Genomic DNA, 12,688 nt, shown 5'->3' on the forward strand with positions numbered 1-12,688 from the left:
GGGCCCGTCGCCGGCTGTCGGATCGCTCAGGCCACCGCCGCCGGGTCGACCCGCAGGATGCGGTCGTCGCCGGGCGTCGGCTCGCCGCGACCGTCGGTGTTGTTGGTCAGGATGTAGAGCGAGCCGTCCGGCGCGACGACGACATCGCGCAGTCGACCATATTGTTCGACGAAGTTCTCGCGCGTTCCGGAGACGGTGGCGTCGGGGGCGATGTCGATCGTCCACAGGCGCTGCCCGCGCAGGGCGGCCATATAGACGGTATCCCCGACCGCGGCGATGCCGCTCGGACTCGCCTCGGCCGGCGTCCAGACGGCGACCGGGTTACGGAAGCGCGGATCGTCACTGAAGCCTTCGACCTCGGGCCAGCCGTAGTTCCCGCCCGGCTCGATCAGGTTCAGTTCGTCGAAGGCGTCCTGGCCGAACTCGGACGCCCACATCCGTCCGCGCCCGTCCCAGGCCAGGCCCTGCGGATTGCGGTGACCGAGCGAGTACACCGGCGATCCGGGGAAGGGGTTGTCCGACGGCACCCCGCCGTCCGGCGTCAGCCGCAGGATCTTGCCGCCCAGCCAGGCGAGGGATTGGGCGCCCTGCGGCACGGTGGCGTCGCCGGTGGTGACGTAGAGCATGCCGTCGGGGCCGAAGGCGATGCGCCCACCGTTGTGTCCGGTGAAGCGCGGGATTCCGCCGAAGATCACCCGATCGAGGGTCAGCGTCAGCTCCCCCGGTTCCCCGTCGATGTTCAGGCGCACGATGCGGTTGTCCCAGAGGGTGGTGATCGCCGCGTACAGCATCTGCGGAGCGCCCGGCGATTCCGGCGCGAGGGCCAGACCCAGCAGGCCGGCCTCGTTGATCGACAGCAGGTCGGGTACCGCGATCAGATCCCGTACCGCCCCCGCGGGGGTCACCTCGCGGATCAGCCCGGTATCGCGCTCACTGATCAGGGCACCACCGCCGCCCAGCGGCACCACCGACCAGGGCGCGACCAGATTCTCGGCGAGCGACTCCGCAACTCCGGCGGAATCCGGCGTCGCATATCCGACGCCTCCGCCGAGAACGGCTACGTAACCGATCACAGCCGCCATAGACATGGTCATGGAACGCCATCTCGGATGCATAAACTCCCCGTTATCGGTTGCGTCGAATCTGCCGATCGCTCGTGCACGTGCACCGAAATACGGGCGTGGGGACGGTTTTACACAGAATGCGCCCACACAGCCCGACCACCGCCTTGTGGCCATGCGGGACACTACACGCCGACCACCAGCGGGGGTCGGCCCGACAACCGATGGGATACGCCACATTCGGGCGTCGATGACACGGCACTCACGCGCCGTTCAGGCAAGCGGTTCGCAGCGAAACCGATAAGGAAACCTATCGGCGGGATATCCGCCGATTACCGCCGGTCAGCTCAGAATGCGGATCTGGAACGGGTATTCGTAAACCTTGCCCGCCAAAGCCCGGAACATTCCGCGCAGGTGCACGAACAGGCTCACCAGGAAAATGATGATCAACAGCGGAATACCGACGACGAGGCCGATGACGGTCGCATTCAGGACCCAGGCCACCAGGTACAACACCCAGAACGACAGGTTGAAGTTGAACGCGCCGGCGGCGGCGGTGCGCACCAGGGGGCCGTTGTCGCGGAAGAGCAGCCAGATGATCAGGGGGCCGAGGATGCTGAGGAATCCCGCGCTCAGCAGGGCGGCGATCGGTGCGGACAGATGGGCGAGCACCGCGAGCAGGCGCGAACTGTTGGCTTGATCGACGGATTGCTGCTGGTAGGTCACGTATCCCAGTGTTCCAGACATATGGGGCGGTGCGCATCGGTGATCCCACCCATAGCCCGGGGGCCGGACGGCAGCGGACGGTGTGCTGGAATCTGCGGCGATGTCCGATACTCCCGCGTCCGATCACCCAGCGTCCGCAGACCCCGCGTCCGATCCGCCCGGCTCCGTCCTGCGCGTGGCGTCGTTCAACGTCAACGGGATCCGGGCGTGTGCACGTCGGGGTTACGCCGACTGGATCGATCGACGCCGGCCGGACATCGTCGCGATCCAGGAGATGCGCTCGCCGGTGTCGGAGGTTCCGCTCGATGCGTTCGACGGCTACCACCTCGCCTACCACCCGGGCGAACTCGCCGGCCGCAACGGTGTCGCGATCGCCAGTCGAGTCGAACCGCTGAAGGTGCGCATCGGGACCGGCAGCCGCGAGTTCGATCCACAGGGCCGCTATATCGAGGCCGACATCGATCTCGGGTCGCGGGTGCTCACGGTCGGCTCGGTCTACGTCCCCAAGGGCGGGACGCTGTACGAGGACGACGCCTCGCGGCTGCGGTACGAGCGCAAGCAGCGCTTCTTCACCCACTTCGCCCGGTACCTGACCGAGGCGCGGCGCTCCGCACTGCGCGACGGCCGGGAGTTCCTGGTGCTGGGCGACTGGAACATCGCGCCGACCGAACTCGACGTCGACAACGCGAAAGCCAAGCGCCGCAACGAGGGTTTCCTGCCCGAGGAACGCGAGTGGATCGACCGGCAGATGTCGCCGCGCACGCTGATCGACGTGGTGCGCCGGCTGCGGCCCGAGGAACAGGGCCCCTACTCCTGGTGGAGTTGGCGCGGACAGCAATGGACCCTCGATCGCGGCTGGCGCATCGACTACCACTTGGCGACGCCGACATTGGCCGCCGCCGCAGTCACCGGTGGTACCGACCGCGAGGACACCTATGAGGCCCGGATGAGCGACCATTCGCCCGTCGTGGTCGATTACGCGCTCGATCGGCTCGACCCGAACGGCTGAGCGCCGGCGATGGGTAGCATCACGATCACGCTCACCCCTTCGCCCACAACCGATTCCATCTGAACGGATCCGCCGTGCGCCTCGACGACGGCGGCGACGATCGACAGCCCGAGCCCGGTGCCGCTGCGGGATTCACCACCCGACCCGGCCGCGCGGAAGAACCGATCGAATACTCGCTGCCGGTCGGCCTCGGGTAGGCCGGGACCCTCGTCGCGCACCACCAGGCGCGCCGAACCGCCGTCGATCGTCACCCCGACGGCGGCCGATGTGCCGGTAGGGGTGTGCACGATGACGTTGGACAGCAGATTGTCGGCCACCCGCCGCAATCGGTCGGCGTCGCCGATCACCGGAATCGGTTCCTCAGCGGTCAGCCGCCAGGCCCGATCGGGTGCCCGCACCCGGGCGGCGACCACGGCGTCGGCCACCACCTCACGCAGATCGACCGGCTGCCGCTCGAGGGGACGCCCTTCGTCGAGGCGGGCGAGCAATAGCAACTCGTCGACCAGTATCCCCATCCGTTGCGCCTCGGCTTCGATACGGGCGAGGATCCTGGCCAACTCCGCCGGATCGTCGGCGCCGCCGCGGCGGAACAGTTCGGCGTAGCCTCGCACGGAGGCTATCGGGGTGCGCAGTTCGTGGGAGGCGTCGGCCACGAAGCGGCGCAGCCGATCCTCGGACCGTCGACGCTGATCGAACTCGGTTTCCAGTTGCGCCAGCATCGCATTGAGCGTGTCGGCGAGCCGGCGGATCTCCACTCCGGGTGTCTCGACGACGATCCGAGTGCCCGATGCGGCGGTGTCGATCGACGCGGCGGTCACCGAGATGTCCTCGAGCGGCCGCAATCCCCGCCGCAATACCCACCAGGTCAGCCCGCCCACCACCGCCAGGGCGACCGCCGTCGAGATCACCGCCACCCCGGTCACCCGGGAGACCAGTTCGTCGACGGCCTCGGAGCCGCCGGCCGGTATGTCGCGGCGCCCGTCCAGCAGGGCCGCCCGGGTGGCGCCCAGGGCGAGGAAGAGTCCGAGCGCGAAGATTCCGACGATGCCGACCACGAGCCGAGTGCGCAGGGACCAGCGCGCACCCGGCCGTATGTCGATCACCCTCCAGTTCTATCGCCTCGCCGGCGCCGCGACCCCTCGGTCGGCCCCGGGAGAACTCTGTGAAGTTGCGCGGATCAGAGCCGCTCGATGATGGTCGCGTTCGACAGGCCACCGGCCTCACACATCGTCTGCAGGGCATAGCGGCCGCCGGTGTCACGCAGTTCGTGGACCATCGTGGTCATGATCCGCGCGCCGCTCGCGCCGAGCGGATGCCCGATCGCGATCGCGCCGCCGCGAGGGTTGACCCGATCCAGGGGCACGCCCAGTTCGTCGGACCAGGCGAGTACGACCGAGGAGAACGCCTCGTTGATCTCGAACAGGTCGATGTCGTCGAGGGTCAATCCGGCCCTGGTCAACACCTTTCGCGTCGCGGGAATCACGGCGGTCAGCATCAGGAGCGGATCGTCACCGGCCACCGCGAACGAGTGCAGCCGCGCGAGCGGGGTCAGACCGAGCCTTCGCGCGGTCTCGCTCGAGGTGATCAGCACCGCCGCACTGCCGTCATTGATCTGACTGGCGTTGGCGGCGGTGATGTTCCAGCCGATCTCCGGGAACCGGGCGGCGATCCGCTCGTCGTAGTAGGCAGGCCGCAGGCCCGCGAGCAGGTCGAGGGTGCTGCCGGTGCGAATGCCTTCGTCGTGCGTCAGCCCCTGCAGCGGCGCCAGTTCGGCGTCGAACAGACCGTTCTTGGTCGCCTCGGCCGCCTTGGCGTGCGAGTCCAACGCGAATTGGTCCATCCGCGAGCGGGTCAGATTCCACCGTGCGGCGATCAGCTCCGCCGAGATCCCCTGTCCCACCATGCCGTCCGGATACCGCTCGGCGAATGCGGTACCCACCAGATCGGTCGCACCCTGCACATTCGACAGCATCGGAACTCGGCTCATCGATTCGAGCCCGGCGGCGATCACCACGTCGTAGGCCCCGGCGATCACGCCCTGGGCGGCGAAGTGGATCGTCTGCTGGCTGCTGCCGCATTGCCGGTCGATCGTGGTGGCCGGCACCGATTCCGGGAATCCCGCGGCCAGCGCGGCCCGGCGGGTGATGTTGACCGCCTGCTCGCTCGACTGGGTCACCACACCGCCGATGACGTCGTCGATCAGCTCCGGGTCGATGCCGGTCCGCTCGACCAGCGCGCTCAGGGTACGGGCGAGCAGGTCGACCGGATGCACCTCGTGGAGGGCTCCGTTGAGCTTTCCCTTGCCGACCGGCGTTCGTACCGCGTCGACGATGACCGCATCCCGCATGTCCGAGCCTCTCCCCTTGCTGGCTTCAGTTTAATTTAGTCAGATACCCGACGGTACCCCCTGACTTCACTCGAGTAAAGTCCGGCTACCATCGATGAGGTGCCCATGACCCTTCGCGGCCCACTCGCCGACAGAACCCGCTGGTCGACCGAGCAATGCTCGATCGGCAAGGCGATGGACATCGTGGGGTCGCGCTCGGCGATGCTGATCCTGCGCGAGGCGTTCTACGGAACCACTCGCTTCGACGACTTCGCCCAGCGCGTCGGCATCAGCGATGCCGCAGCCGCCACCCGCCTCAAATCGTTGGTGGACAACGGCATCCTGACCAAGACTCCGTATCGGGAGCCCGGTCAGCGGGTGCGTCACGAGTACACCTTGACCGCCAAGGGGCGGGATCTGCTGCCGGCGGTGCTCGCGTTGATGCAGTGGGGAAATGCGTATCTGCAGGACGACGGTGGCCCGTTGTCCGTGGTCGACGCCGACACCGCGGAGGCCGTCTCGGTCGCTCCGCATACCGGGACCGGCGAGGTGGATCTCGATCGGATGGAGTTGCGGATCAACCCGCGGTGGGCCCGATCCCGATGAGTGAAGCCGGCGAGCGCACCGTCGCCCATCGGGTGATTCGCTCCGTCGACGGCCGCCCGCTCACACCGGCGATCAGCCTCCTGCCGCTGCGCCGCGGGCCGGGTGACCCGACCTTCCACATCGAGCCGGACGGCACGATCTGGCGGACCAGCCGCCTCGACAGTGGTCCGGTGACCTATCGGGTGCGCGCCCTCGATGCGCATGCTGTCGATGTCGACGTGCGGGGCCCCGGTGGCGCCGAGTTGCTCGATACCGCAGATCGCCTGCTCGGGGCGAACGACGACGATGCCGGCTTCACCCCGGACCACCCGACCCTGATAGCCGCGCGGCGCCGCCATCCCCATGTGCGCCTGGGCCGTACCGACCGGGTGCTGGAGGCGCTGGTACCGGCGATCCTCGAACAGCGCGTCACCGGCAAGGAGGCCTTTGCGTCCTGGCGCCAATTGGTGAACCGATACGGCAGTGCAGCCCCCGGACCGGCCCCGACCGGAATGATGGTGGCGCCCTCGGCCGACACGTGGCGAACCGTGCCGTCCTGGGGCTTTCATCGCGCCGGCGTCGATCCCGGCCGCGCGAAGACGATCGTGCGCGCCGCCGGCCTGGCCGATCGCCTCGAGAAGTTGACCGACCGGCCGACGGTCGACGGCCGACGCGCCCTGCAGTCCCTGCCGGGCATCGGGATCTGGACCGCGGCCGAGGTCGCCCAACGCGCCTGGGGTGATCCGGATGCGTTGTCGGTGGGAGATTTTCACCTGTCCCGTGTCGTCGGCGTGGCGCTGACCGGCAGCGGCATGACCGACGAGGAGATGGTCGCCTACCTCGAGCCGATGCGGCCGCACCGGTACCGTGTGGTGCGGCTATTGGAACTGACCGGGCTCGGTTGGGAGCCGCGCCGTGCACCGCGTGCGGCGATCACCGACCACAGAGGGCACTGATGCGCTTGACATTCCCCCGTCGACGGACGCTGCTGATCGGTGCTGCGGTGCTGACGAGTGTCGGCGTGGTTGCCGCGGCCGGGATGCTGTGGTGGAAGCCGTGGGCGCCGCGGGTCGAGGTGGTCGATCCGGGCCCGTCCGGTACGCGCATCGACGCGGCCGGTGTCGTCGGGAATTACTATCCGGCCGAAGGGGATCCGGCGCCGGGCATCCTGGTGTTGGGCGGCTCGGAGGGCGGGATCTCCGCCGGCGCGGACGCGGTGGCCCGGGCGCTGCACGCGGAGGGCTTCTCCGCGTTGGCCCTGCGCTACTTCGGCGACGCCGGCGGCACCACCCGGATGTCGGAGATTCCGCTGGAGATCTTCGACCGCGGCATCGACTGGTTGGCCGACCAACCGCAGGTATTGCCCGACCGGTTGGGGGTGGTCGGAGGTTCGAAGGGCGGCGAGGCGGCCGTGCTGCTCGGCAGCCGACGACCCGACCTGCGGGCAGTGGTCGGGCTGACCCCGTCGCACGTCGTCTGGCAGGGCTTCGACCTCGGATCCCCGTGGCGCTCGGTCGGATCCACGTGGAGCAGCGACGGCGTCGGCGTGCCCTATCTGCCGAATGGGCGGTATTCACCGGGCGGGGATCTGGTCGACATGTACCGCGACGGGCTCGCCGCGCTTTCCGACCATTCGGAGGCGATCATTCCGGTCGAACGGTCGACCGCGCCGTATCTGTTGGTCTGCGGGGAGTCGGACATCCTGTGGCCCGCCTGCGCGATGTCGCAGCAGGTGGCGCAGCGCGCGGCCACCTTCGGTGGGCCCCCGGTCACGGTGTTGAGCTACCCGGATTCGGGGCATCTCGGCGTGGGTCCGCCGGTATCGGCCGACAGTCCCTCCTACGAGCGCCTGGCCGACGTCGGTGGCACCGTCGAGGGCAACGCCGCGGCGCGCGCGGATTCGTGGCCGCGGATCGTCGCCTTCCTGCGCGATCACCTCGCGACCGGCTGAGCGGGTAGCGCTACTCGCCGTCCGCCGCGCGCAGACAGGCCTCGACAGTCGGCATCGTGCCGGTGAGCGCATGCGCCCCGGCCACCAACTGCGCGCACAGTCGGGCGCGCTCCGCGTCGGCCATGCCGGGGAACAGTGCCCGCTCGATCCTGCCGACCTCGGCGCAGCGCTCGGCCAGATGGTCGCGCCCCGACGGGGTCAGGTCGACGACGCGGCGCCGCCGATCGGTGGGGTCGGCTCGGCGGACCACCAGGTCGGCCGCCTCGAGGTCGTCGAGCAGATAGGTCATCACGGTCCGGTCGATCCCCAGGTACTGGGCGAGGGCGGCCTGGCTGCGGTGATCACCGCGGGCGAGGGCGAGCAACACCTGGTGCCCGCGCTGACCGTGCGGCAGATCGCTCATCAGCGCCGAGAGCCGGCCACGGTACTCCCGGCCGAGGACGTCGAGCGCCCAACCCAGTTCCATCGAGGCATCGGAACCGAGCGGGGCCGGTACCGGCTGCCCCGTGTCGGTATCCGCGGCCGATGTCATGTACCGAGCATACGCCTTCATCGGTCGGGAATATCGTCTGTCTAGAATACGATCTAACCAACAGATAAATTGTTCGACGGGTCAACAGAGGGGCACCGATGGTCGCGGATATCGGCATCGCACTACGGGCGGACGCGGATGGTGTCGCCGACGCCGCGGACCTGGCGAACGCCGCCGAACGCGCGGGGCTGTCCCTCGTGGTGCTGCTTCCGGCGGTCGACGCACCCGATGCCGACGTGTGGACGATGGCGAGTTGGGTGGCCGCCCGCACCGCGACGATCTCGATCGGCATCGATCCGCACCCACCGACGGTCGACGGGCTTGCGGGGATGCCGTTTCGCCGGGTGGTCGCCCGAGCGGTGGAGAGCCTGGAGGCCCTCGTCCCCGGACGGCTGATCACCGACCCCGATCGCTGGACGGTCACCGATCACCTCGACGCCGCGGCCGCCCGATCCGCCGACGCGAGCGAGCGCGCGATCGTCGTACCGGTGACCTCGATCGACGAGATCGACGCCCTCGCCGCCACCGCCCGCACCACCGGTATAACCGGCGGCCCGTCCGCCGACCGCCCGCTCGCGGCGCGGCTGCGACGCGCGGCAGGCATCGACTACGACGGGGTTCCCGGATCGCTGCGCGCATCGGCGATCGAGCCGGGCGATCCGGCCTTCCCCACCGTCTCCTCGACGTACATGCGCGGCGGTCGGCCGGGGCTGGTGCTGCGGCCGCGCACGGTTGCCGAGGTCGGCGACGCGCTGGCCTTCGCCGCCCGGCATCCGCACCTGCCGTTCGGCCTGCGCAGCGCGGGCCACGGCATCAGCGGTCGGTCGACCAATCGCGACGGGTTGATCCTCGACATGGGCGGCTGGAATCAGATCGAGATGCTCGACGCCGAGCGCGGTCTGGTCCGGGTGGGGCCCGGCGCCACCTGGAAGCAGGTCTCCCGAGCACTGGAGCCGTACGGACGGGCGATCGGTTCGGGTGACTACGGCGGCGTCGGGGTCGGCGGTCTGGCCACCGCCGGCGGCGTCGGATTCCTCTCCCGTTCCCAGGGATTGACGCTGGACATGATCACCGCCGTCGAACTGGTGTTGCCGGACGGGACCCCGGTACGCGCCACGGCCGAGGATCACCCCGACCTGTTCTGGGCGATGCGCGGCGCCGGGGCGAACTTCGGGGTGGCGACGGCGTTCGAATTCACCGCACCCCGGCTGGGATCGGTCGGCTGGGCGCAATTGGCGGTGGTCGTCGACGACCTCGGCGACGCCCTGGCGCAGTATCTGCACGTCCAGAACGACAGTCCCCGCGACACGGTGATCTTTGCGCTCACCGGTCGCCCGCGTCCCGGCGAGCCGACGGTCCTGCAGTTCTACGGCATGGTCGCCGACGACGACCCGGGCACGATCCTCGAACGCCTGACCCCGTTCGCCCGGATCGGCACGCTGGTGCAGCAGCAGGTGGTGCTGACCCCCTACGCGGACGTGTTGGCCACCGCGCCCGACCCGGGGCCGGGCGGGCACCGATCCAATCGAGAGGTTCGGTCGCGCTCGGGCCTGCTGTCAGCCAACCGATCCGACGAGTTCGATGACTTCGCCCGGGCTGCAGCCGATTTCATTGCCGGCGGGGCGACGTACTTCTTCCAGTTCCGCGCGATGGGTGGCGCGATCGGCGACACGCCGGCCGACGCCACCGCCTTCGCCCACCGTGACGCCGCGTTCTCGGTCGCCGCGCTCGGCGCCAACGACCAGCGTCTCGACCGCGGCTGGGCGCCCCTGCGCGGATATATGGACGGCACCTATCTCAGCTTCGAAACCGACCGCTCACCGGAACGTCTCGTCGACGCCTTCGGCGCGCGCGGCCTCGCCCGTTTGACCGCCCTGAAGCGGCACTACGACCCGGGAAATCTGTTGAGCGACAACTTCGCTCTCGGTCCGGCCGTCGCCGCGACCCACGAGGAGGAACTCCGATGACCGACTACGGACACGACCCGATGTTCGGCACCTTCGTCACTCCGACCGCCGACAACCCCGGCCACGTACTGGAACTGGCCCAGCTGGCCGACCGCTCCGGCCTGGACATCGTCACCTTCCAGGACCATCCCTACCAGCCGCGCTTCCTGGACACCCAGACGCTGATGAGCGTGGTCGGCGCGCGCACCCACAATGTCGCCATCGCGGCCAATGTCACCAATCTGCCGCTGCGACCGCCCCTGCTCCTGGCCAAGGCGACGGCGACCCTGGACCTGCTGACCGAGGGCCGGGTGGTCCTCGGCCTCGGGGCCGGTGCGTTCTGGGACGCGATCGTGGCGATGGGGGCGCAGCGGCTGACTCCGGGGCAGTCGCTGACCGCCGTCGGGGAGGCGATCGACCTGATCCGGCAGTCCTGGGATACCACCGCCAAGGGCGGAATCTTCTTCGAGGGCAAGCAGTATCAGGTCTCGGGGGCACGCCGAGGACCGGCGCCGGCGCATCCGGTGCCGATCTGGGTCGGCGGCTACGGGCCGCGCATGCTCGACCTGATCGGCCGCACCGCGGACGGCTGGGTGCCCTCGATCAGCTACCTGCCCAAGGGGGTCGACTCGCTACCGGAGTTGAACGCCCGAATCGACGACGGCGCCGAGGCCGCCGGCCGCGAGCCGACCGCGATCCGCCGGGTGGTCGGACTGATGGGTGGCGAGTTCACCCCGACCGTCGGCGACGAGTTGCTGCACGGGCCCGTGGATCTGTGGGTCGACCAGCTCACCGATCTGGCTGTCGAGCACGGGATCAGCGCCTTCCTGCTCGGGACCGACGACCCGGACGTCACCGCGCGCTACGCCGACGAGGTTGTGCCGGCCGTCCGGGAGCGGGTGGCCGCCTCGCGGGCCTGATCATCGGTGCCGGCCTCGAGGACCGCGACCGCCCAACCACGCAGGCTCGCCGCGGCGATCTCCCGCTGTTCGTGGAACGGGTTGTGCCCGGCTTCGACCACCGCATACGTTGCGCGCGAGTAGGAGTCGGCCAGCCCGATCGCGTCGCGCCAGCCGACCATCGGGTCCTCGCGGCCCAGGACGAACAGCACCGGCCGGTCGAAGGTACCGAATGCGTCCTCCGGGTGGGCGGCGAAGTCGTAGTTGTCCATCACCCGCTTGATCGCCGCCCGATCGCCGCTGATCGAGCCGGGCACGATGTCGCGCTGAAAGGCGTCCCAGTTCCGGGTGGTGGGTCGATGGGTGACGGCCCGGAATTCCGCGACGATGTGCTTCGGTTCCAGGTCGAGTACCCACCGCGGGTCGGCCGGGCGGTGCCCCTTGGCGGGCAGATTCCGGTCGGCGCGTTGGGCGTACACCACCGGCGCGAAGAGGGCCATGCCCGCGACCCGGCCGGGATCGCGGGCGAGCACGGCACGGGCGGTGCCGCCGCCGAAGGAGCTGCCGACCAGTGCGTACCGCGGACCGAGCCGGTCGACGAATGCGGCCATCCGACGATGGACGTCGGCCGCGTTACCGATCCCGTCGCCGCTGCTGCTGCCGTGCCCGGGCAGGTCGACGTAGATACGGCGCAGCCCGGGCAGGTCGCCGAGCGTCGCCTCGCCGAACTCGAGCATCTGGTGGTGATCACCGCCGATACCGTGCATGAACACCACGGGGAGCCCCGTGCCGACGTCCACCCGGTGGACGCCGAGGGCGTCGAGATCGGCCGAACCCTGCTGCTGCATGCCCCGGAGGCTAACAAGCAGGACTTTTATACTGTTGACGGCGAGTCCACCCTCGCCGGTCAGGAGAGCCGCCACATGTCGTCGCCCATCGACGCCACGACCGACGACCGCCCCGCGAACCTTCGCGATCTGGGCGGCCTGCCGCTGATCGGGGGCGGTTTCACCCGCACGGGCATCCTGCTGCGCAGCGACGCCCCCTATGCGGGTGACACGCAGTCGATCGCGCCGGTCTGGCCGCCGCGCACCGTCGTCGATCTGCGCTCGGAGGTGGAAACGACCATCAGCCCGCGGACCTGGCCGGCCGATACCCGGGTGATCCACCACCCGCTGTTCACCGCCGCCCGGGTGGACGGCCACCTGGCGAAGCCTCCCACGATGACCGATATGTATCAGGAGATGCTCGATCTGGTACCGGAACGGATCGCCGCGGTCCCCGGTCTGATCTCCACCGACGGTCCCGCCCTGGTGCACTGCACCGTCGGCAAGGACCGCACCGGTGTGGTCATCGCGATCCTGCTGATGCTCAGCGGGGTCGACCGGGATGCGATCGTCACCGACTACCGGCGCACCGAGGCGTCGCTGCCGGGCATCGTGCGCCGTATCCGCGCGCATATCAATGTGCCCGACGACTTCGACGCCGACCATCCGATGGCGCAGGCCCCCGCCGAGGCGATCGAGGCGGTCATCGACCGGGTCGACTCCGAACGCGGCGGCGCGAAGGGCTGGTTCCTACGCAATGGCGGCGACCCGACCGCCCTGGAGACCCTGGTCGGGAGATTGGCGAACTGACATCGTGTCGACGGAG

General features: G+C 69.5%; 13 protein-coding genes. 7 read left to right on the top strand and 6 right to left on the bottom strand.

Features of this window, described 5'->3' with window-relative positions:
- Positions 1–26 precede the first annotated feature (26 nt).
- A complete protein-coding gene (locus tag MB1_RS00520; protein ID WP_084350551.1) occupies positions 27–1,094 on the bottom strand; it encodes a PQQ-dependent sugar dehydrogenase in 1,068 nt (355 codons plus the stop codon).
- A gap of 309 nt (positions 1,095–1,403) precedes the next feature.
- A complete protein-coding gene (locus MB1_RS00525) occupies positions 1,404–1,787 on the bottom strand; it encodes a DUF4870 domain-containing protein (RefSeq protein ID WP_218000153.1) in 384 nt (127 codons plus the stop codon).
- A 169-nt stretch (positions 1,788–1,956) separates the two neighbouring features.
- Between MB1_RS00525 and MB1_RS00530 the strand changes: the two genes are divergently transcribed.
- On the top strand, positions 1,957–2,796 hold the full coding sequence (locus MB1_RS00530) for an exodeoxyribonuclease III (RefSeq protein ID WP_066903384.1): 840 nt from the start codon (positions 1,957–1,959) through the stop codon (positions 2,794–2,796).
- Here MB1_RS00530 and MB1_RS00535 read toward each other — a convergent pair.
- Positions 2,763–3,899 (bottom strand): sensor histidine kinase, encoded by a 1,137-nt coding sequence (locus MB1_RS00535; RefSeq protein WP_066902654.1) that lies wholly within the window; start codon positions 3,897–3,899, stop codon positions 2,763–2,765. The genes MB1_RS00530 and MB1_RS00535 overlap by 34 nt on opposite strands.
- A gap of 74 nt (positions 3,900–3,973) precedes the next feature.
- A complete protein-coding gene (locus tag MB1_RS00540) occupies positions 3,974–5,143 on the bottom strand; it encodes a thiolase family protein (protein WP_066902656.1) in 1,170 nt (389 codons plus the stop codon).
- Positions 5,144–5,248: 105 nt separating this feature from the next.
- Between MB1_RS00540 and MB1_RS00545 the strand changes: the two genes are divergently transcribed.
- The 3 genes from MB1_RS00545 to MB1_RS00555 are packed head-to-tail and all read left to right on the top strand — an operon-like array spanning position 5,249 to position 7,658.
- Positions 5,249–5,728, top strand: a complete 480-nt coding sequence (locus MB1_RS00545) for a winged helix-turn-helix transcriptional regulator (RefSeq protein WP_066902658.1) — start codon at positions 5,249–5,251, stop codon at positions 5,726–5,728.
- Positions 5,725–6,663: a DNA-3-methyladenine glycosylase family protein gene (locus MB1_RS00550; protein WP_066903386.1), complete on the top strand. Its 939-nt coding sequence runs from the start codon at positions 5,725–5,727 to the stop codon at positions 6,661–6,663. The genes MB1_RS00545 and MB1_RS00550 overlap by 4 nt, the downstream gene beginning before the upstream one ends.
- Positions 6,663–7,658 carry an acyl-CoA thioester hydrolase/BAAT C-terminal domain-containing protein gene (locus tag MB1_RS00555; protein ID WP_066902660.1) on the top strand — a complete coding sequence of 332 codons (996 nt, stop codon included), beginning with the start codon at positions 6,663–6,665 and terminating at the stop codon, positions 7,656–7,658. Before MB1_RS00550 ends, MB1_RS00555 begins: the two co-directional genes overlap by 1 nt.
- Positions 7,659–7,668: 10 nt before the next feature.
- Here the strand turns inward: MB1_RS00555 and MB1_RS00560 are convergent, their stop codons facing one another.
- Positions 7,669–8,190: a MarR family winged helix-turn-helix transcriptional regulator gene (locus tag MB1_RS00560; protein WP_066902662.1), complete on the bottom strand. Its 522-nt coding sequence runs from the start codon at positions 8,188–8,190 to the stop codon at positions 7,669–7,671.
- 98 nt (positions 8,191–8,288) lie between these two features.
- Between MB1_RS00560 and MB1_RS00565 the strand changes: the two genes are divergently transcribed.
- Both MB1_RS00565 and MB1_RS00570 read left to right on the top strand, forming a co-directional pair.
- Entirely contained in the window at positions 8,289–10,157 is a 1,869-nt protein-coding gene (locus MB1_RS00565; RefSeq protein WP_066902664.1) for an FAD-binding oxidoreductase, read from the top strand.
- On the top strand, positions 10,154–11,056 hold the full coding sequence (locus MB1_RS00570; protein ID WP_066902666.1) for an LLM class flavin-dependent oxidoreductase: 903 nt from the start codon (positions 10,154–10,156) through the stop codon (positions 11,054–11,056). The genes MB1_RS00565 and MB1_RS00570 overlap by 4 nt, the downstream gene beginning before the upstream one ends.
- Here the strand turns inward: MB1_RS00570 and MB1_RS00575 are convergent.
- Entirely contained in the window at positions 10,999–11,883 is an 885-nt protein-coding gene (locus tag MB1_RS00575) for an alpha/beta fold hydrolase (RefSeq protein WP_066902667.1), read from the bottom strand. The two genes, MB1_RS00570 and MB1_RS00575, sit on opposite strands and share 58 nt — an antisense overlap.
- Positions 11,884–11,958: 75 nt before the next feature.
- Between MB1_RS00575 and MB1_RS00580 the strand changes: the two genes are divergently transcribed.
- Entirely contained in the window at positions 11,959–12,672 is a 714-nt protein-coding gene (locus tag MB1_RS00580; RefSeq protein WP_157083830.1) for a tyrosine-protein phosphatase, read from the top strand.
- The last annotated feature ends 16 nt before the right edge of the window (positions 12,673–12,688 follow it).

Source organism: Millisia brevis NBRC 105863 (assembly GCF_001552615.1).
GTDB classification, from domain to species: domain Bacteria; phylum Actinomycetota; class Actinomycetes; order Mycobacteriales; family Mycobacteriaceae; genus Millisia; species Millisia brevis.